Origin of the sequence: Sulfitobacter delicatus, from assembly GCF_900102535.1 — a bacterium.
In the GTDB taxonomy this organism is placed as follows: domain Bacteria; phylum Pseudomonadota; class Alphaproteobacteria; order Rhodobacterales; family Rhodobacteraceae; genus Sulfitobacter; species Sulfitobacter delicatus.
On sequence record NZ_FNBP01000011.1, the window covers coordinates 49007 to 68721 of the forward strand.

Annotated in this window: 16 protein-coding genes and 1 pseudogene; 4 read left to right on the top strand and 13 right to left on the bottom strand. The window is 60.9% G+C overall.

Annotated features, from left to right (window positions below; all coding sequences use genetic code 11):
* Positions 1–152: 152 nt before the first annotated feature.
* Together BLS57_RS16130 and BLS57_RS16135 are read left to right on the top strand one after the other, a co-directional pair.
* The gene (locus tag BLS57_RS16130) at positions 153–1235 is read left to right on the top strand and encodes an AAA family ATPase (RefSeq protein ID WP_093743727.1); all 1083 of its coding nucleotides are present in this window, start codon (positions 153–155) and stop codon (positions 1233–1235) included.
* A gap of 31 nt (positions 1236–1266) precedes the next feature.
* Positions 1267–3606 (top strand): S8 family peptidase, encoded by a 2340-nt coding sequence (locus BLS57_RS16135; RefSeq protein ID WP_244153707.1) that lies wholly within the window; start codon positions 1267–1269, stop codon positions 3604–3606.
* A gap of 167 nt (positions 3607–3773) precedes the next feature.
* Here the strand turns inward: BLS57_RS16135 and BLS57_RS16140 are convergent, their stop codons facing one another.
* The 5 genes from BLS57_RS16140 to BLS57_RS16160 form a co-directional block, all read right to left on the bottom strand.
* Positions 3774–4502, bottom strand: a complete 729-nt coding sequence (locus BLS57_RS16140; protein ID WP_093743729.1) for a DUF736 family protein — start codon at positions 4500–4502, stop codon at positions 3774–3776.
* 125 nt (positions 4503–4627) lie between these two features.
* Complete coding sequence (locus tag BLS57_RS16145; RefSeq protein ID WP_093743730.1) at positions 4628–4930, bottom strand: hypothetical protein; 303 nt, start codon at positions 4928–4930, stop codon at positions 4628–4630.
* Positions 4931–5030: 100 nt separating this feature from the next.
* Complete coding sequence (locus BLS57_RS16150) at positions 5031–5492, bottom strand: DUF6915 family protein (protein ID WP_093743731.1); 462 nt, start codon at positions 5490–5492, stop codon at positions 5031–5033.
* Between the two features lies 1 nt (position 5493).
* Entirely contained in the window at positions 5494–5880 is a 387-nt protein-coding gene (locus tag BLS57_RS16155) for a DUF6878 family protein (protein WP_093743732.1), read from the bottom strand.
* Between the two features lie 121 nt (positions 5881–6001).
* Complete coding sequence (locus BLS57_RS16160; RefSeq protein WP_093743733.1) at positions 6002–10264, bottom strand: strawberry notch-like NTP hydrolase domain-containing protein; 4263 nt, start codon at positions 10262–10264, stop codon at positions 6002–6004.
* Between the two features lie 404 nt (positions 10265–10668).
* Here BLS57_RS16160 and BLS57_RS16165 point away from each other — a divergent pair, with 404 nt between their 5' ends.
* The gene (locus tag BLS57_RS16165; RefSeq protein ID WP_244153708.1) at positions 10669–11184 is read left to right on the top strand and encodes a hypothetical protein; all 516 of its coding nucleotides are present in this window, start codon (positions 10669–10671) and stop codon (positions 11182–11184) included.
* Here BLS57_RS16165 and BLS57_RS16170 read toward each other — a convergent pair.
* The 7 genes from BLS57_RS16170 to BLS57_RS16200 form a co-directional block, all read right to left on the bottom strand.
* Positions 11181–11837: a DUF6927 domain-containing protein gene (locus tag BLS57_RS16170; protein ID WP_093743735.1), complete on the bottom strand. Its 657-nt coding sequence runs from the start codon at positions 11835–11837 to the stop codon at positions 11181–11183. The genes BLS57_RS16165 and BLS57_RS16170 overlap by 4 nt on opposite strands.
* 103 nt (positions 11838–11940) lie before the next feature.
* A complete protein-coding gene (locus BLS57_RS16175; protein ID WP_093743736.1) occupies positions 11941–12534 on the bottom strand; it encodes a regulator in 594 nt (197 codons plus the stop codon).
* 76 nt (positions 12535–12610) lie between these two features.
* The gene (locus tag BLS57_RS16180) at positions 12611–14593 is read right to left on the bottom strand and encodes a ParB/RepB/Spo0J family partition protein (RefSeq protein ID WP_093743737.1); all 1983 of its coding nucleotides are present in this window, start codon (positions 14591–14593) and stop codon (positions 12611–12613) included.
* Positions 14594–14751: 158 nt separating this feature from the next.
* Positions 14752–15141 carry a DUF3768 domain-containing protein gene (locus BLS57_RS16185; RefSeq protein ID WP_093743738.1) on the bottom strand — a complete coding sequence of 130 codons (390 nt, stop codon included), beginning with the start codon at positions 15139–15141 and terminating at the stop codon, positions 14752–14754.
* Between the two features lie 87 nt (positions 15142–15228).
* On the bottom strand, positions 15229–15438 hold the full coding sequence (locus BLS57_RS16190) for a DUF6330 family protein (protein ID WP_093743739.1): 210 nt from the start codon (positions 15436–15438) through the stop codon (positions 15229–15231).
* 23 nt (positions 15439–15461) lie between these two features.
* Positions 15462–16403 (bottom strand): ArdC family protein, encoded by a 942-nt coding sequence (locus tag BLS57_RS16195; RefSeq protein ID WP_093743740.1) that lies wholly within the window; start codon positions 16401–16403, stop codon positions 15462–15464.
* 39 nt (positions 16404–16442) lie between these two features.
* Positions 16443–16928 (bottom strand): hypothetical protein, encoded by a 486-nt coding sequence (locus tag BLS57_RS16200; protein WP_093743741.1) that lies wholly within the window; start codon positions 16926–16928, stop codon positions 16443–16445.
* 264 nt (positions 16929–17192) lie between these two features.
* Here BLS57_RS16200 and BLS57_RS16205 point away from each other — a divergent pair.
* Positions 17193–18395: pseudogene (locus BLS57_RS16205) on the top strand (Fic family protein).
* A gap of 212 nt (positions 18396–18607) precedes the next feature.
* On the opposite strand, the gene repC reads toward BLS57_RS16205, so the two are convergent.
* Positions 18608–19663, bottom strand: coding sequence for a plasmid replication protein RepC (repC, locus tag BLS57_RS16210; protein WP_093743742.1), 1056 nt, complete (start codon positions 19661–19663; stop codon positions 18608–18610).
* Positions 19664–19715 lie beyond the last annotated feature (52 nt).

Consider the following 19715-nt stretch of genomic DNA (forward strand, 5'->3'; position numbering starts at 1 on the left):
CGCAAGGCTGGGACTCAGGTTGATGGTCGAGTGCACAAAACCGACACACTCCGCATGTAAACCGTGCAAATTGTCTGGTCTATTAAAGGGTTCGGATGTAGAAAAGACCCTATCAACGCTGAAAATGATCATTCAGAAAGAGCAGTTCGACTTTGGCTTCCGCCCAACAACTCATCGGTCTCGTCAAGAGCCACGCAGAAGGGGACGCTGATCGTTTTTACGATCTGGCGATGCAACTCTCGGCGGCCGAAGAGCAGAAGGGACACACCCGGCTGGCTGAACAGTTGCGGCAGTGGGCTGAAGCGGGGCAAAAGCCGCCAGCAAAACGAACCCCTGCAGTCACCCCTATCGCAACGCCTCGCGGCGATCTTGCAGAGTTTCTTGCCGCGTCCTATCCGACGGAGCGACTCGTCGATGTAATCTTACCGGATAGGATTGGGAGTGAACTGTCGCATCTCGTATTCGAGACGCGTATGCGCGAAAAGCTCGAGGCAAAAGGCCTGAAGCCACGGAGGCGCGTTCTCCTCTCTGGTCCTCCCGGTACCGGCAAGACACTGAGTGCGTCAGCACTGGCCGGGGAGCTGCAGTACCCCTTATTTTCGGTCATGCTCCACGGTCTAATAACGAAGTTCATGGGCGAAACGGCGCAAAAATTGAAGATGGTCTTTGATGCCATCAAGACGACACGCGGTATCTACCTGTTTGATGAAATTGACGCTTTGGCTGCGGCCCGAGGCGGTGAGAACGATGTCGGCGAAGCCCGGCGGGTTCTGAACTCATTCTTGCAGTTCCTGGATGAAGACACAGGGCCTTCGATCGTCGTCGCCACTACAAACTTGCCGGGAATTCTTGACCGCGCCGTGCTGCGCCGCTTCGATCTCGTGTTGCCCTATGTGATGCCCGATGGTCCCGCCATCCGACAGGCACTCGAACGCCGTATGATGGGTTTCTCGTTCAATCGAATAGGATGGAAGCGGGTGACGGATGTCGCCACTGGCCTCTCAACGGCCGATATTGTGGCGGCGGCGGAAGATGCCGCGAGACGTGCGGTTTTGAATGATACTGACAAGATTGCGACACAGGATTTGCTTGATGCCCTCGAACGCCGACGGTCGCTCCAAGAATTAGGGACCGATGACAATGGCGCGAGACCTTCTACACTTCCACCTTCGCAATCTCGGACAACCTCGCCCGTTCCAAGCAAAGGGCGGGGGCGGGTCCAAAAGACCAAGTGACGTCCCCAATCGCGCGGCGCACGCCCAAGCATTGCTTCAGGCCATCGACGCGCTGCCGGATATTCCAGCAGCCGAACTTCCTGGCGTTTATCTGGAAGTCCGCTCTCGAGTAGACGAACGTCTGAAAAAAGACAGCTTGGACGCCAGCGGCCTGATGCTTCTTCGCATCGAAGATGCTCCAGTTCCCGGTGGCGCTGAAGAGCGAGCGACGGTGTTTGCGACAGCCAAGGGTATCGAAAAGCTGCGCAAGAAGGTCGAGCAGTTTCGGACTGAAGACACGCCTGATCGCGAAAAAGATGGTGAAATCGTCCCGGGCCGTCCGAAGAACGCGGACCTTGTGCAAAGTGTCGCTGCCATCACGGAAGCGGGGTTGCGTGCCCTCTGGCGCAGCCCCCCAGGCAAATTTCCCGGAGTGGATGTTGCGACCGTCTGGGAGGTTTGGCTCGAGCCTAATATGACCGAAGCCTTCGTCGCGGCCGCACCAAACTACGGCGTCACAGTGGGAGCGGATCGACTGGAGTTTCCCGAAGATACCGTTGTAGTCGCACAGGCCGATCGCAATCAGCTCGCTCAGGCCGTCCGCCGACTGGGCGGCGTGCGCGCCCTTGCCGCTCCGACCATCACAGCGGATTTCTTCGACGGCTTGCCAGTGGCCGAACAGGCGCAGTGGGTCGACGAACTGGCGGGTCGTACGACCTACACTGACAATCCCGATCCAGGCTACGTTACGCTTTTGGATACCGGTGTCAGTCGCGCTCATCCTCTCATTCAGCCGGCGCTCAGAGTGGATGACCGACATGCCGCCAACCCAGCTTGGGGACTGGAAGACGTGAAGGGCCATGGCACGGAGATGGGAGGACTGGCGCTCTTTGGCGATCTCACGCCGAAGCTGCACCAGGCGAATCCAGTTTCCGTCTTGAACCGTCTGGAATCTGTGAAGCTGCTCCCTGATACAGGGATGAACCCGCATCATCTCCTCGGCTCGGTTACCAGGCAGGCGATCAATACAGTAGAACTGGTTGGTCACCGACGCCGGACGTTCACCATGACGACGACGACAGGCGAGGATACGCCGCACGACGGCGCTCCCACCTCTTGGTCAACGGAAGTCGATCAGCTTGCCGCCGGTGTATCAGGTGAAATCAAACATCAGCGCCTGGTGCTTGTTTCCGCAGGGAATACCGACAACTTCACCTTTGGTGCCGGAAACTACCTCGACCGATGCGATCACGAGGACAACGAAATCGAGTCGCCGGCCCAAGCGTGGAATGTTCTGTCTGTCGGGGCCTTCACAGAGAAGACCGTACTGCCAGACGGAGAGCCGGCCCAAGCGCTTGCACCATTCGGCGATCTATCGCCAGCTTCGAGAACTGCATCGTGGTCGTCCCATTGGCCGAACAAGCCGGACGTCGTCCTTGAGGGTGGAAACTGGGCGCTAAGTGCCATGCCACCGCCAATGCGGCATGGATGGTTATCGCTCCTTTCGACGCACCACAATTACCCGGTCCGATCCTTCACATTCACCTTCGACACCAGCGCGGCGACAGCGCTTGCAGCGAAGGATGTAACGGAACTCTGGTCGGACTATCCGACGCTTTGGCCCGAGACAGTCCGTGGTCTCTATGTGTCTTCAGCGCGGTGGACGCAGCAGATGCGCGCACATCTGCCGGCCCAGCCGAACAAGGGTCATTACACGCCGCTTTTTCAACGCTATGGATATGGTGTGCCGGACATGGCCCGTGCCCGCCGCAGCGCGTCGAACGCACTGTCCCTGATCGTGGAAGACACGATTACGCCTTACGGGATTTCTGAAAAGACCGGGGGTGATGTCCACAACGAAATGAAGCTGTTCGCCCTTCCCTGGCCCGTTGAGGCTTTGCGCGCGCTCGGCAATGCCGATGTCACCTTGCGGGTGGCACTCAGCAGCTTTATCGCTCCGAATCCGTCCGAAGCCTCGCGCGGCGTTCGATATCGTTACGCGTCCCACAATCTACGTTTCCAACTCAATCGCGCTGACGAGAGCGAAGCCCAGTTCCTGGCTCGCATCAGCAAGGCCGCCGAACAGCCTGATGGTCCCGCAAGCGACGAGGATGATCTTTGGGACTACGGTAGCAATCGGCGCCATGTCGGCTCGCTGCATATCGATCAACTGACGTGCAAGGCTTCGGATCTGGCGCGGCGCAACTTGCTGGTTGTTCACCCTGTCACTGGATGGTGGAAATCGAAAAAGCTTCTCGCTGAAGGTTTGCCTTCTGTGCGCTATGCATTGATTGTGGAAATCGATGCGGAAGAGTCGGACACCGAGCTCTATGCCGAGGTTCAAGTTGCTGTTGACGCCTTGATTGCCGCACAAGCGGTTGTACAAGTCTGACTGTATTGGAGACCCCGCGCAGCCCTCCCAATCTAGGCATCGCATCTACATCGGACCGCCACATGAAATGGCAGTTCGATCGCTCTATTGAAACAAACACAGCAAAAGGGGAACCGCGGTCCCACGGCTCCCCTTTGGGTTCAGATCGTCTCCCCCTCGCGTGCCAATTAGGCGACCAGCGAGAGCCCCGCGCCTGCATCCTGCGGCTGCTCACCGCTGTCGATGAACGGGATGATCGAGAAGGTCTGCCCACCGCGCTGTTCTTCGTTCTGCACGGCGTTGACGCGCAGGTCGCCATCGGGCGTGTTGATCAGCAGTGACAGGTAGTCATTGCCCGTGCGGCTGCTTTTGGCCATCCACGCCGAGCCGACGCGGATCGGTGTGCCCCGGGGCGAGCTGACCTCGATCCGGTAATCCGGGTGGGTCTCCTCGGATTTGTAGCTGTTCTCGATCAGCATGAACTCCAGATCGAACATCATGTTGGCGATGTAGCCGGTGAAGGCGTTGTCCGCGTCCATGGCGGTGAGCTCGCCCGAGATCGAGCCGGATTTCATCAGGCCGTTCGAGACCAGCGGGATGATCTCGAATGCGCCGCTCTGGGCCGCGCGCGCCTCTTTCGTCTGCACCGCGTTGACCCGGAACGGGCCGCGGCCGACATCGATCTGCATCGAGATGTAGGGGTTGCCGCTGGTATTGCCGGTCTCGTTCCAGGCCGTGCCGATGCGCACCTTGCGGCCCGACCTGTTGATTGCCGTCACGTCAAAATCCGGGCTGCGTTCGGACATCTTGGCCCGTGCCTCGAGCTGGATGGCGATGTCAAAGCGCGTCGAGTGGATCATGCCGGTGTACTCGGCGGCTGCGGGCTCGACATTGCGGGTGAGGGTTCCTGCGAACATGGGATAGTTCCTTCTTGGATTGGCCGGTGCCTGACGTTCTTGCCAGCGCATCCGGGATTGCTTTCTCGACCCCTTGAGGGATCACAAATCAGAAAGCCTGCTTTCCTTTCAGCCCTACCCGCGGGTCAGAGCTGCCGGCCGAGTGGGAATGCCCCCGCGCCTCCGGGTGCCACGCCCCTCCCCTGCCCGTCTGGTCTTGATTGGCTGCCCGGATTTTCCGCGCCGTCCTCCGATCGCGCGATGAAGAACTCCGCCTCTTTTCCGTTCAACCGGTGCCCGCTCCGGTCGGTCAGGCCGATGCAGCTACCGTTCGGCTGATAGGTGATCAGGTACTGACCGAGCCTGTCCTTGTGGACAATGTCGCCGGTATTGGCCCAATGCACGGTCTGGCCGGCATCGACGGCCGCCTTGATGTCTTCGAGTGTCATGTGATCCTCCTCAAGTAGAATGGTGGGGAAACGACGCAAGAAGCCCGATCTTCCAACCGGGCTTCCGTGCGGCATTCAATTGGCAAAAAGCCGGGTCATGTCAGGCACCTTGCGTGGCTTGCGTCGCGCGCGCCGCCATCCAATCCTTCAGGCCAAGAACCGTTCTTCCGGCGGCGACCTCGGAGGCCCAGGCAACCCTTGGGTCGCCGCAGGGCTCATCGCCGGAATGCCGGTCGATGTGGCCATTGGCCATCCATGGCTCGGGCTGGATCCGTCGCAGCCAGTCCGCCATGCTCGGAATGCGGCCCTGGCAGTCTTCACGGATATGCTGCTCGCCGATCCAGCGCACGGGGATCTCTCGACCTGCGCTATTGGTCAGGGACAGGCCGAAGACACGTTCGGCCTCGAACAGGCCTTGGGCATGGTGGCGCATGGCTCGGTGGGTAAAGAGCGCGAGGTGCTCTTTCGAGGCGTCAAACCAATCGTGCACAGCCTGATAGTCAGACGGCACCCCGCCGAATTTTCGGGCGGAGCTTTCGGCATGATGAAGCGGATGGGCCATCTCAAAGACCCTCGACATAGCTGTGCGAGCATTCGACATAGCGGTCCGCGTGATCGAGGGTGATGCTGTCGTTGCGCAAGTCCCAGGTCAGCGTGCCATAGCCGCCTTCGTTGTTTTCGAACCCCGGGTGATGGTGGTAGACGAGCGACCAGGCGAAGTCGCCAACCTCTGTGGCAAGCGGCTCCGGCAGTTGGACCTCTTCTGGCTGCACCGTCACATCCTCGACATTGCCGGAGTCGCCATAGCCTTCGTATTCGGCAGTGACCCCGCTGATGCCAAGCGCACGTAGTTGCGCGAGCAGCTCCGTTCGGGATGCCTTCAAGGTGGTTTCGCGCTCTGCACGCCACTGAGCCGCCATTGCGGCATAGTCGATCTGGGGATTGGTCATGGGTCTGTCCTCTTATCTGAAATTGGGGGGCCGGGCCTGGCATTGGTCAGCGCGCGCCCGGAAAGCGCAGATCGGCCAAATCCCGATCCACGCCGCCCGACCGGAAGCTCGCTTTGACTTTTCAGGCGGCTTGTTCTGCCGCTCTAGCGGCTCGCTGCCCCACGATCCGGGCCAGAATGCTTCCCGTGTCGACCCCGTCCCCATGCGGCAGGAACACCCGCAGCTGGAAGGCAATGATCTCAGTGAAACACCCCATTGCCTTGAGGCCATCAATCATGCCCCGGTCCACGCCGCCCAGCTCGAGACGCATCTCGCCTGCGACCCGGCGACGGGTCAGGGTCAGACCCCGGCCCAGATTGACAGGTGCGGTGGTGCCGAGGGCGGCGGTCAACATCTCCTGCGGCGTTTGCGGATTGGAGACGAGGAAGCGGGCGCGCAACGCTGCCGCCCCTTCCTCGCTCAGCGTGCGCCCGATCATGGCGGTCGCCCCGTCGGGCGTGACGCGGTAGATGCGCTCATTGGTGGTCGGAATGTCCTTCCAGATCGGCAACAAGAGCCCGGTCAGCAGGTAAAGCTTGGTCGTGGTGGTTTTTGGCAGGGACGCAGCCTCGGCATCCCAAAGCCTTGCGAACTCAGGCCTTCCGATGTCTTCCCAGGCCGAGGACCCGAACCGCGTCTCCTCCAGATAGCTCGACCCGTTTGGCCGCACCACCTTGCGCATCAGCGTGACAATGTCCTCGTCATACATCTGCATGGTGCGCGCCGAGATGAGCGCCGCGCGGCCGGAGGCGCGATTAACCATCGGCAGCTTATCCGGATTGCGCGATATGGCCTCTTCGGCCCCAAGAACGTGGACCGGGTCGGTGACCTCCAGCCCGATGATCCGCGTCACGGCGCCGGATTTCGGGCAGGTCCAGAGATCCTCGGTGGAGACCTGCTCGATCCTTTCGCCACGCAGGGTTTCCACGCCGAGATCGAGCGTGCCCGCCGCGCGCGCCCGTTCGGTCTGATCAGCGATCCGGCGCTTGAACTCGGCAAAGAGTGCGTTCTGCATGTGGATGGGAAGGGCCAGAACCCGGTTGAGAAACCGCTGGATCGGGGGAAGCTCCTCAAGGAGCACCCCGTCCTTGTTGATCAGCCGCAGGGCCGTCCAGTCGGTGAAGCTCTCGTAGCTCATCGCCTCAGCGCGCCCGGCGGCAAGATCGGCGAAATACCCACGTAGTGCGGCCCGCGCGATCGGGCTTTCGAGATTGTCCTCCTCGCGGAACATGCCTTGCGAGCCGGTCTCGCGCTGACCCTTGGTCAAGGCCCCCAGCTGGTCGAGGCGCTTGGCTATAGTCGAGGTGAAACGCTTTTCGCCATGCACATCCGAGGTGCAGACCCGGAAGAAAGGTGCGCTGACCTGGGCAGAGCGATGCGTGCGGCCCAGCCCCTGGATGGCCGCATCGGCGCGCCAGCCGGGCTCCAGAAGATAGTGCCGCCGCCGTTTCTGGTTCTTCGCCGTTTGGGCCGCGTGATAGGACCGGCCCGTGCCGCCTGCATCGGAGAAGATCAGGATATCCTTTTCGCCGTCCATGAAGGCTTGGGTCTCCGACGAATTGCTGCTGGCGGCGCGCTTCTCGATGAAGAGATGTCCATCCTCGGCCTTGAGGGGCCGGATCGATCGACCCGTGACCTCGGCAACTGCCTCGTCGCCAAAGGCCCAGAGGATCTGATCCAGCGCCGAAGGGATCGGGGCCAGCGTCATCAACTCCATCATGGCCGCATCACGCAGGGCAAGCGCCTCGCGCGAGACGACCAGCGCGCCATTGGCGTCGCGCAACGGCTCGGCCACCATATTGCCGTCGATCTCGACCAGCTTTTGCGCGTGGATTGGGAAGGCCTGTTCGAGGTATCCCAGCACGTAGTCGCGCGGCGTTAGCGCGCCCTCAACCAGCTCGTCCGCCGGGTCCATCGTCTCAAGCCGGCGCTTCAGCAGGCTCTCACCCGTTGAGACCACCTGAATGACGCAAGCCTTGCCCGCCGCCAGATCGTCCTTGATGGCGCGGATGATGCTCGGGGCTTTCATGCCCATCAGGAGATGGTTGAAGAAGCGCTGTTTCGTGCTCTCGAAGCGGGACTTGGCCGAGGCGCGTGCGGCCGAGGCATTAGTCTCTCCTGAGGCGACGTTGACGCCGGTCGCTGTCAGCGCGGCCTCGAGATTGTGATGGATCGTCCGAAACGAAGTCGCGTATGCGTCGTAGATCTCGATCTGGGCAGGGGTGAGCGCGTGTTCAAGCACATCGTATTCCACGCCATCGAAGCTGAGGGCGCGGGCCGTGTAGAGCCCGAGCGTCTTGAGATCGCGGGCAACCACCTCCATGGCGGCGACACCGCCGGCTTCCATCGCAGAAACGAAGCTCTCGCGGCTTGGGAAGGGGTATTCGGGGCCCTGCCCCCAGAGCCCCAGCCGCGCGGCATAGGCCAGGTTGTGCACGCTCGTGGCGCCCGTGGCCGAGATGTAGAAGACGCGAGCGCGGGGTGCTGCTAGTTGCAGCCGCAGGCCAGCAAGGCCCTGCTGGGAGGGTTTGACCCCCCTGCCCTGCTCGGACCCTGCCGCGTTCTGCATGGCATGGGCCTCATCGAAGGCAAGAACGCCGTCAAAGTCTTCACCCATCCAGGCGAGGATCTGGCTCAGTCTCGTGGTGCCGCATTTGCCCGCGGACCGCAGCGTGGCGTAGGTGACAAAGAGGATACCGTCGCCCATCGGGATCGGCTGGTCCGGTTTCCATTTGGAGAGCGGCTGGATGTCGGCTGGCGAGCCGCCGAGATCGGTCCAGTCGCGGATCGCGTCCTCGATGAGCGTGGCGGATTTGGAGACCCAGATCGCCTTTCTGCGTCCAGCCAGCCAGTTCACAAGGATGAGCCCCGCGCATTCGCGCCCCTTGCCGCAACCGGTGCCATCTCCGAGGAAATAGCCGAGGCGATAGGCCCGTGCATTAGGGTCATCATCGGCGCGCGTCAGCTTGGTCTGGTCGTCATCGATGGTAAACCGACCGGGCAGATCGCGCCCATGGGCATCATGCGCCATGATGATGGTTTCCAGCTGCGCCTCGGAGAGATGTCCCTCCCCGATCAACCGTGCGGGCAGCCGCAAGTCATCACTGCCCATGTTTGAGGGCATGGGCGGGGCAACCGAGGCCATGGCGATGCTTTCAACGAGCGGCGTGGGATGTTCCTGCGCACCCGCAATCTCGATCCGCTGCGGCCGGTAGCGCGCATAGATGTCCGAGATCGGCGTGTTGTCGCGCGGGGTCTCAAAGCTTGTGAAGCTGAGCGGACGGACGGCATTGGCCCGGGGTTTGGAGGCGGCAACAGGCGAAGCGGCGGTCTTGCGCGGGGCAGATGATGGAACGGTCGGTCGAGCATGAGGGATCGCTTCAACCCGTTGGGCCGGGCGCATCTCGGTCCGTGTTGCGGCCACGGCATCGACATATGCCAAGGCTTCATCCAGATCCCGCACAGGGACGCGGATCATTTCGCCGTCCTCCTGCACCTTGTCAAAGACCATCAGCTGGGTTTCGACAGAGGTGCCGAGCTTGCGGTAGACCTGCCCCGGCATCGTAAGCGCCGAGCGCGGCGTCAGGAGACCGCAGGCGCGGGACCAATGCGCGGCATCGAGTTCGGGCGTGAATCCCGGCGGCATGATCGCCACCAGCCGCCCACCGGGCGCAAGACGCTTTGCAGCCCCGATAAGTTGCTTGGCGGCGATGTGCTTGTCCCGGGAGCGATCGATCGAGGAGGCGAAGGGCGGGTTCATCACCACGACGTCGGGTAGAACCGGCGTCTGCAGCAGATCATCGATATGCTCGCCGTCATAGCCTGTGACCTCGCCGCCAAAGAGCGCGCGCAGGAGGCGCTGGCGAAAGGGGTCGATCTCGTTGAGCACAAGCGTGGCACCGGCCCGGGCGGCGAAAGCGGCCAGGGCACCGGTGCCAGCCGAAGGCTCCAGCACGGTCTCGCCCTTTCGGATCGCTGCGGCCCGCACCACCAGCGCCGCGAATGGCAGCGGCGTGGAAAACTGCTGCAGCCGGATCTGCTGCTCTGACCGGCGCGTTTCCGTCAGCAGCCGCGAGGCAAGCAGCTTTGCAGCGGCGATGTCACCTGCTGCACCGTCCCCACGCAGCACAACCTGGATGGCTGCGGCCTGCATCAGGTCATAGGCCATGCGCCAGTCCCAGGCACCGCCAGCATCGCTGCCATGAAACCTCTCGCGCATGATGCGCGCGAGCGCTGAACTGCGCAGGGGTTGGTGGTCGACCTCCGCGCCGATCTGCGCGAGGGCAGAGGCGAAGTTAGCGTTGGATTCAAAAGGATTGGGGAGCGTTGAGCGGGGCTTGGACATGGGGTTTCCTTTGGATCAGGGTCTGAGTTCCAAAGGACAAAAAGCCCACTTTCGCTTTTCGGGGTGATGAGCTCAGACCAAGAGGCATCCAATCGCCGACCGGCCAATCAAACGGTTTTTCGGAGTTAGATTAGAAAACTGAAAAACCCGCCGCAATGCGACGGGCTTTTGCTTTCTTTGTGCAATGAGGGGAGGCATAGTGCCCGCAGTCTCAAAGCTCACGCCCTATATGGCACCGAAAGTCTTTACTGTCAATGTATCCACCGTTCACGGCTGATGAAGAACACCACCTTCCGAACGTCCTATCCGCACCTAGGTTTGCGACCTATCTGCGCGAAACCGGCAATGATAGGACGCGAGCTCTCCACCTATACCACTGGAATCTTCAAGTATCAGCCGCGTTCATGGTTCCACTCCATGTTTTGGAAGTTGCGCTGCGAAACGCTATCGTGGAAGCAATCGAAGCTGTCCATGGAGGAACATGGCCTTGGACACAAGGCTTCATCCGTTCGTTACCGAACCCGCGCGGTCCGGCATACAGCCCCAAACGAGACCTCGAAGGTTGCGCAGCACAGCAACCCACTGCCGGAAAGGTCGTTGCCGAACTGAAGTTCGTGTTTTGGGAGAAGATGCTGACAAACAGGCACCAAGGCAGACTGTGGGACGATCATTTCTACGCAGTGTTTCCGGACGCGCCTCGTGGTGTCGCTGCCAGCCAGCGCCGATCAGAATTAAGGTCTGACATTGAAGCCGTGAGGAGGCTCCGCAACAGAATCGCACACCATGAGCCTGTTTTTCCGCGCGCCCTTCAGGATGATTTTGATCGGATCATCCGCTGCATAAGATGGCGCAACGAAACGACTGGCAACTGGGTGCTGGAAATCGAGACGGTACGCGCACTACTCGCAGTGCGCCCCTAAGGGTCCTGCCCCGCCAGAAACTCCGCCAGCACAGGACTGGCCTCGCCCTTTGCGGAGCTGAGCAGCTCCGAGCCCGCGAGCGTCGCTTTCGACAGGCGCACGAGCCCGCCGGTTTCCTCGATGCGGTAGCAGCGGCGTTTCTGCCGACCCCGCCTGTAGTGTGTCGCGGTGACGATTAGGCATGTACTGCCATCGGTGAGCGTCACGGGCGCGGCGAGCCTGATCTTGTCGCCTTCTTCGTAGTCCGGGATCGAAGCCCAATCCCGGCAGCGCTGGCGCCAGTCCTGGGCGTAGCTGTCCGAGTCTTTCAGATCGGAGAGAAGCTCGATCAGCCCAAGCGGAGCACGAGATTCGTTCGGGCCAGCACTTTCCTCCATGTCCTTGTAGCCCCAGCAGCCGTCATCGTATCGGGTGAGGAAGACAGCCCCGAACGTGATGGAGCCATCCGCATCGGTCATATAGGTCGCGTCTTCGACAGGGGTGCCGTCGAGATTGGTGACCCTTGCCGCCGCATACCAGGTTGAGCCGACCTTGCAGGCCTTGACCAGTTCGGTTTTTTGCGTGTCGCCATGAGAGGTGCAGAGCCGGGCAATCTCCGCTTTCTCATCCGCGTAGGTCTGGACGCGGCCGTCGGTGTAGAAGAGCCATCCCATCTCAGAGTCCTTTCTCTCGTTGGGGAAAATTGTTGTCGCCAATGTCCCGAGAGGGCCGCAGGCCCGGCAGCGTATTGGCGATGCGTGTTTGAGAAAGGGCGCGTTACGCCGCCCTCCGGTCATCGATTTCCATCAGCGCATCGAGCGGCACGCGGTAGGGCTGCATGGCGTCGAAATCCTCGCAATTGCCGCAGTTCTGCACGATCGCGAAGGTGTCGCAGGCATCCTTGAGGATGACCCGGAAGGTGCCGCCGAGGCCCGAGGGCACCTCGTAGGTTCCGCCGATGAGATAATCCGAGGCCCGGCGCACGAAGACGCGGATACTGTGGCCATCGGTGGCAAGCCGGATCGCGCCCCGCCCCCGGTCGATGAGCACCTGCACGTCATCTAGGATGTCGGTGTAGAACTGGCCGGTCAGATCGCGAAACGTCATGCGGCGCTGCGCCATCCAGTCGGTGTCCCGAAACGGGTTCATGCCGTCGGCGAAGGCAAAGGAGGGATCGGCCTGTTCGGTCGTGACGATGCGGGTGGTCGTGCCATCGATGCCGTTTGAGCGCAGATGCACACCAGTGCCGACGATCAGGATCAGGGCGGGCCTGTCCACGGGTCCGTTCCAATTGGGCAGGAAGGTTTTGCAGGCGCGCGCATGGGCGATTTGCGCCGCAACAGCGGAGGCAGAGAACTTGAGAATAGCCATGGGGATGTCTTTCCGTTGGGTGTGGGAGGGTCGACCCGCGCGGGTGGTATGGCCCACGCGCGGGTCGCGTGATGGCTCAGGCCGCTTGCGCGACCTCGCTGTCAGGCTCCACGGTTTCCGCAGTGGGCTCCGCCTCATCACAGGCGACACCGGCGGTCTGCATCATCGGCGGGCACCAGGCGGCCACGGCAGCGCGCTGCGCGTCCGTGAGCGTGGCGAAGGGTTCGGCGAAGAGCTTGTCGCAGAAGGCGACGATCTCCTTCTTGCTCGACGAGGCGAGCGTTACCGCCTCTTGGGCGAGACCCAGATCTTCGCCGAGGATCTTCAGGAGCCAAGCCTTCTTGAAGCGGTTGAAGAGCGCCGCATTCGGCGTCCAGTGGGCGCGGATGTCGGGCATGATCTCGATCTCGAAATCATGCATCAGGCTGTCGCGCTGCCGATCCCGGGCAAAGCAGGACTGCGTGGTACTTGCCGTGGCATAGGCCACGAGCTTGGCCTTCTCCCCTGCATCGAGCGCGCGAAACGCCGCGAACTGATCGGTGGGCGCGCGGGCGTCATCGAGCCAGGAGAGGTCCAGCACATCATGCGCCGCCGCCACCTGCTCAAGCGAGGTCTCGTCGATCTCGTCCATCTTGGCATGGCTGCGGTATTCCTTGCGGGCATCGATCTTGATCGCCTGCGTGACACTCATGCCACTGGCCAGAACATCACTGACCAGCTTGAAGAGCGTCAGATCGAGCGTGGCCTCCGGATGCAGCGCCATCGCGGCCCCGAGCGCCATGGCCCGCTCGGTCTTGAGGTCCTCGGCCAGTGAGGCAGGATAAGTGATTTCGCCGGCGTCCGGGGCTTCTTCCCCGGTCGGGCCAGCCGAGGAGCCGCGTGCGCCCTCCTCTTTGACGGTGTCTTCCGGGCGGACGAGGCCAACATGGAGGGTCACCTGCCCGCCCGACCAGGACGCGATTACCCCAGACCGCGCGAGGTCCTCGGCGCTGTAGGCCTCCTGCAGATCGCGGGCTTCGTCTTCCAGAGCGTCCACGCGCTCGTAAAGGGCATTGTAGGCATCGTCTTCGAGCCCCTCATCCTCCATCTCGAGTTGCAGTTTCTCAAGTTCAGCGGTGATCTCATCCACGCGCTTTTGCGCAGCCTCATCAGGCTCGATCGGGCCGGGATAAACGCGGCCGTAGTCGGCCATGGTCGCGTAATCATAGCGGACCATCGCATCGGCCCAGGCAAAGCCCAGCTTTATGCGGGCCTCTTCGGCGGCGGCACCGAGCTTCTCGAGCAGGATGGTTTCCACCAGCGCCGCATCCTCCAGCACGGAATGCTCTTCCAGAAGGTCAGCTGCAACGGCCCCGCCGCGGGCCTCGTAGTCCGCGCGCACGAAAGCCCCGATATCGTCGCTGACCTGCACACCGCGGGATTTGAGCGCCTGACGGACGGTGTAGGCCTGCAGATAACCGCCGTCTTTCGTGAGCGCCTCGAAGACCTCGCGCTGCGCCTCTTGGCTCGGGTGCTCGGCGAAGGCCTTCATCGTGTCGAGCGTGATCACCTTGCTCCGGGCCGCGGCGCGGATGTCGGGGTGGATCAGGCCGTAGCGCAACCGACCTTTGACGGCGGCGACGGTGGTGCCGAAGGTCCTGGCGATGGTCTCAGGCGTCTGGCCGTCGGCCTCCATCATCCGGGCGAAAGCCTCGAACTCGTCGATTGCGTTCATCGGTGCCTGGGTAATGTTCTCGGCGAGCGACAGCGCCGTGGTGATGTCGCAGTCGTCAGGGACAAGGCGACAGTCGACCTTGGTTTTCGCCGTGAACCCCTTCGCGGCCTTGTCTGCGACCAGCTCCTTCAGCGCGGCATGGCGTCGGCCACCGGCCAGCACGGCGTATTTGCCGTCAAGCTTTTGGACCAGGAGCGGCTGGAGCAGGCCCAGAACGGCGATGCTGGCTTTCAGATGCGCGATGTTCTCGGGGTCATAGGTTTCCGGAGAGTTGCTGCGCACATTGGCACGATGCGGGACCAGATCGCCGATGGCGACGGTGAGAGGGGCAAAGCTTGTGGTCATGTGATATCCTTCCAGGTGGGTGAGGTGTGGCCCGCGCACTCACGCGCGTGACCAATCCCCGGCTTCAGGGATCACCACGACAAAAGGCCCACTCTCCCTTTGAGGGGCCAGTGGGCCTTCATTGCTTGACGTGTAAGGTTTGAGGGGTGTCCCCTCGCCTACCAGTCCCGCGCAAGCATGATGGTCAGCACGCGCATGGTCGTGGCAGGATTGTCCAGGGTCTCGGCCCCGTAGCGGAAATCCGAGTCTGCTGCATAGAGATCGATTTGCCAGAACACGGTCTCGCCCCGGATCTCGACCACTCCGAAATCGTGCCATCCCTCGGGATCATTCTCAGGCTCGAATGTTGCAAATTCACCAGTGGACTTCACCGCCTCGGCCATGAAGCCGTCGCTGGCCTCCATAAGCGAGCGGGTGACATGCATCCGGCCCTGGATGGGCTGGGCGGGCGGCACTCCAAGGCACGCGAGCTTGCGAAACGCGTCGTTCTGCGCCGCGATCACCGTCGGATCCGAACGGTCTGGCTGGGATTGAACGGTCATGGACATGGGGCTCTCCTTTGAGAATTTGAAACACCCTTCCCAAAGCCTGCTTTTTCTTTTCTGCCTGGCGGAAGGACCGAAGCAGAAGGTGCCCTACCCGAACAGCCCCTTGGGTCTGTAATTCGGGTTGGGGATGGTTTCGATCCAGCCGCCCTGTTCCTTGATGCTCTCAAGTGCTGCCGAGAGCGGATACGCGCCCTCTGACGGGCTCCACCAATAGGCTTCGCGTTTGAGGACGATGATCTTGCGGCGGCCGTCTTCGAAGCAGGCCACCCGCAGCGTCTTGGGTTCCTTGCGTGACATGCGAGTCTCCGTTCTCCTTGTGGTCAGGCGGCCTCGGCGCTGCGCCCTGCCCTGCCCGCCTCCGATCCGGCGATCAGGTAGTCGCAAGCGCGCTGCGCGTCCGCGGCGTGCCGGAAGATCGCACCCTTGTCCGACCGAAGGACCCGTAACCAGTTGTGAAGGTAGGCGGCATTCATCTCGAGCGTATGCGCCGTGAAGCCGAGCGTCTGACCCAGGAACACCGAGGTCAATTCCGCGACGATCTCCTCGCGCGCATAGGACGTGTTGCCAAACTTCGAGAACCCGAAATCGCGATACAGTCGATGGGGGGCTTTCGTGGCATGGGCCAGTTCATGGGCCCAGACCCCGTAGAAATTGCGCGGGTCCTGAAACCGCGTGATCGACGGCATGTAGACCTTGTCCACGGGCGGCAAATAGTACGCCTCCGTCCCCGTGAGGACGGTCGTGATGTCGATGGCATCGAAAAACGCCTGCATGTGCGGGATGGGCTCGGACGGCGGATGCTCGGGCGCTGGCTCTGGGTCGGGGAAGAAGCTGTCGGGCAAGCCCTCGATCTGGCAGGCATTGAACACGCGGTAGGATTTCTGGAAGCGGAAGATGCGGGCTTCATCGGAGTGATCATCCCCGTCGCTGCGGTCATGCTCATCTGCGCCCGCGTCTTTCCGGCTTTGACCGTAATAAACGATGACAGAGGACTTCTCGCCCTTGCGGACCTTTGCATCCAAGGCATTGGCTTGCGGCAGCGTCATCCAGAAGGGAGAGCTGTGGCCCGCCATCACGGTCCGCATTGTCAGCAGGAAGTTGTTCACTCCCTGGTAGGGTTCACCACCCACGCGCAGGGGACGAGAACTGCCACCTGCGGTCCAAAGCTTGCGCCACGGCAGGACGCCGCGCTCGATGATGCGGATGATTTCGTTCGTGATGACCTCGGAGGCATCGAATTTGGGCGTGCGGGATCGGGCCATGGCGGGCGTCCTTTCGTGTGGTGGTGAGAAGATTGAGGATCAGATTGACCGACAGGGCCGCGGATCGTTGGCGATCCTGGCACCGAGGGCTTCGACCATGTCGATGTAGGTGGTCAGCGAGACAGACTGGCCGGCACCTGAATGGTCAGGGACGACAGATCTGTCCCGCGCCACCCGCGGCAAGTTCGCGAATGCGATGACATCGGTGACGGGTCGGATATCGATGAACGGGGTCCCTCGTGCGACCGCAAGAGCGGCCAAGGGAAAGCGCTCGATCGGCGCGAAGGTTGAAACGGTGGTCCAACCGAGATGGAGGAACGTCCCACGCTCTCCGCAGATCACATGCGCGTTTGGCAAAGTCGCCGCCTGTCTGAGATGGCCGAGATCACGCAGGAGGGTCTCGCTTTCGAGCCGCTTCGCCAGCCCCAGCTGACCGGTTCGGCGAAGCTCGCGATGCCGCCACCACGAGGCAGCGGTCGCGCGCAACACGCGCAAGACACCTGTTTGCATGGGAATGCCCTTCATCAGGAACGGCAGACCGGAAACCGGCCCGGACCCATCTGAGGGACCCCAAAGGCCCTCATCCGTCAGTCACAAAACCTGAAGAACACTTTCTCTTTTCCCAGGCCCTTTGGGCACGCAACAAAACTGAAAGCCCGGCACATCTGCCGAAGCTATTGATTTTACACAGCAATTTTAGATCGGAAACGCATATCGGCAAAACCTTGCTTGCAAATACGAAATCGGTATATTTTTCGATTACTTTGCAAACATAGAAGATTGGCAAAAATGCTAGAAACACCCGCCAGAAGCGAACCCTGCTTCTTCGAGCAGCATATTCCTACAGAATTGGCAGACCTTTCGGTCGACATCCAGAGGGAAGCCACCGGGCTGGGACAAGGGCTGCATCCTGACAGCGCAGCTGAGCTTGCCGATCTCGTCCGCGTGATGAACTGCTAATACTCCAACCTGATCGAAGGACACAACACGCGCCCCCGCGACATCGAAAGGGCGCTGGCTGGCGCCGAGCTTGAGGAAGAAACCCGCCCTCTCGCCCTTGAGGCCCGGGCCCACGTCATCGTTCAACGGGCCATCGACGAGATGCATCGCATAGGCACCCTGCCCCGCCCCACATCTGTCGAATTCCTGACTTGGGTCCATAAGAGCTTCTACGACGAGATGCCTGACGAGTTTCGGGTCATCGAACATCCAGACGGCACACAAGAACCCATCGTTCCGGGACGCATGCGCCAGGATGACGATCGGGAAGTTGCGGTCGGGCGCCACCTACCTCCTTCTTCGTCGCGCGTCGCGGCATTCATGGACCATTTCGACAAACGATTTCAGATTGCGGCGCGGTCTTCGAGCGGACGGATCATTGCGATCGCCTCTGCACATCACCGTCTCAACTACATCCACCCTTTCCCGGATGGTAACGGCCGTGTCAGCAGACTGATGTCTCATGCCATGGCCCTCACAGCGGGGATTGGTGGCCAGGGGCTCTGGTCCGTATCGCGTGGGCTGGCCCGCGGGCTAACCGATCAGGGCGAGTACAAACGGATGATGGATCTGGCCGACAGCCCACGCCGCGGGGACCGCGATGGACGTGGGAATTTGTCAGAAGCGGCGCTGAAGACGTTCAGTGAATGGTTCTTAAGGGTGACACTCGACCAGATCACCTTCTCAGCAAAATTGTTCGATCTTGGCGGGTTGGATCAACGGTATCGTCGTCTTGTTGCAGATACCATCGATGACAAGCGCGCACCGGAACTGATTTCGGCGGTTCTTCGGCATGGTGCGCTGGAACGTGGCGAGGCGCAGATTGTGCTCAAGACGTCGGAGCGTACGGCTCGCAACACGCTGAGCAAACTGACTGCCGCTGGATACCTGACTTCCTCCTCGCCGAAGACGCCCGTTCGGTTGGCGTTTCCGTTGGATTATCGAGAGCGGCTCTTTCCAAACCTTTTTGGTGATGGTGACCTCCCACAATAACTCAAGGGATTTAGGGTGTAATGCCTGACCGCAGATTTCTTCCATGGCCGGCGAGATTTCCATCAGGGCTCGCTCGTGTGTCACTTGTCCACCGCGGTGGACACCTGTTGGTCTGAGATAAACGGAATAACCACCACGCGCCGCTAGGTGCGTTTGGACAGTCGTGGGTGCCATAATCACTGCTTCCCGTTCGAAGTCCACCGCGGTGGACATTAGACGGTTTGCTCATTGGTTTCAGACAGTCGCTGAATCAAAGCTAATGGATCAAATTGGTTTTGCCTTTGACCCAGGGTGATACTGTGGAAGTACGCTCCAAAATCCCTGATACGTTTTCCGAGCTGTAGCATGATGAAGATCGCGCATGACGTTTTCTGAGCTCCTACAGCATTCTTGGCTTTCTCGAAAGTTTCTGGGTGAATGCCCATCATGGGTGCAAGTGTTCGAGCATGGTTTTCAATGTCCAACCAGTTTCTAAGTCTCTCTGTGGAGAACGATGTCGCCTGATCGCAGACTGAGGTCAGTAAGTCTGGTTTCAGGGCCTCATCGCCTATGTTGCTATCTAAATCTTTTTTTTCTTCTTTAGACTTAGATTGATGCCGGACAGTTTGTCCGTCATTGGCGGGCAATTCCATAGTTTCAGGTGGGTCATCCGGGGTAGACAAACTCTGGCATTCCGCATCTGTATTGGCGAGCAGAGCGTGGTATTCGGGGAGGCTCAGCTTCCTGCGTAGAGCTTTCCGTGCGTTGTTGATGAATGCGTTGCTGGGATCATGCTCTTCCAAATGGGCGAGCTTTGTAAGGATCTGTTTGCGAATAAATATCCGATCCCGCCGGTTATTCTCTATCTCTTGCGCGATGGCGATAAGCTCGCTCGCACGTTGGAGCAGGGGGGTGAGAGACAATCCATAACTGATGCACTCCCCGCCGGATGAGCGGACGCGGTAGCGCTTTCGGTTCGAGCTGTCATTGCGCTTGATGAATCCGAGTTCAACGAAGCGGTTGATGTGCCTGCGGAGTGTCCGTTCGTCGATGCCGCCAACGCGCTGGCAAATGGTGTAGTTGGACGCAAAAACCGTTTCGCCGTGGCCAGGTTTCAAAAAGCTGAGCATTGCTTGAAGGGTCTGGATGTGGCCAGGGCGAAGCCCGAACACGCTGCGCGCGTCTCTCAGGGCCCGAAAGATGGTCCAGATATCGATTTCAGATGCGGGAATTGAGCCGCATGATGCATCTGCACCAGCAGCCTCGATTGATAGTTTTGTAAATGCCATGATTTGATCACGATGACCGTTTGGCCCACAGCTTCCCTGTCTCCTCCCAAGA

Coding starts and splice junctions, on each gene's coding strand:
- BLS57_RS16180 (WP_093743737.1), bottom strand. CDS start 14,593: ATGACCACAAGCTTTGCCCCTCTCACCGTCGCCATCGGCGATCTGGTC.
- BLS57_RS16170 (WP_093743735.1), bottom strand. CDS start 11,837: ATGGGATGGCTCTTCTACACCGACGGCCGCGTCCAGACCTACGCGGAT.
- BLS57_RS16160 (WP_093743733.1), bottom strand. CDS start 10,264: ATGTCCAAGCCCCGCTCAACGCTCCCCAATCCTTTTGAATCCAACGCT.
- BLS57_RS16140 (WP_093743729.1), bottom strand. CDS start 4,502: ATGTTCGCAGGAACCCTCACCCGCAATGTCGAGCCCGCAGCCGCCGAG.
- BLS57_RS16155 (WP_093743732.1), bottom strand. CDS start 5,880: ATGACCAATCCCCAGATCGACTATGCCGCAATGGCGGCTCAGTGGCGT.
- BLS57_RS16145 (WP_093743730.1), bottom strand. CDS start 4,930: ATGACACTCGAAGACATCAAGGCGGCCGTCGATGCCGGCCAGACCGTG.
- repC (WP_093743742.1), bottom strand. CDS start 19,663: ATGGCATTTACAAAACTATCAATCGAGGCTGCTGGTGCAGATGCATCA.
- BLS57_RS16175 (WP_093743736.1), bottom strand. CDS start 12,534: ATGGCTATTCTCAAGTTCTCTGCCTCCGCTGTTGCGGCGCAAATCGCC.
- BLS57_RS16190 (WP_093743739.1), bottom strand. CDS start 15,438: ATGTCACGCAAGGAACCCAAGACGCTGCGGGTGGCCTGCTTCGAAGAC.
- BLS57_RS16165 (WP_244153708.1), top strand. CDS start 10,669: ATGGTTCCACTCCATGTTTTGGAAGTTGCGCTGCGAAACGCTATCGTG.
- BLS57_RS16150 (WP_093743731.1), bottom strand. CDS start 5,492: ATGGCCCATCCGCTTCATCATGCCGAAAGCTCCGCCCGAAAATTCGGC.
- BLS57_RS16195 (WP_093743740.1), bottom strand. CDS start 16,403: ATGGCCCGATCCCGCACGCCCAAATTCGATGCCTCCGAGGTCATCACG.
- BLS57_RS16200 (WP_093743741.1), bottom strand. CDS start 16,928: ATGAAGGGCATTCCCATGCAAACAGGTGTCTTGCGCGTGTTGCGCGCG.
- BLS57_RS16185 (WP_093743738.1), bottom strand. CDS start 15,141: ATGTCCATGACCGTTCAATCCCAGCCAGACCGTTCGGATCCGACGGTG.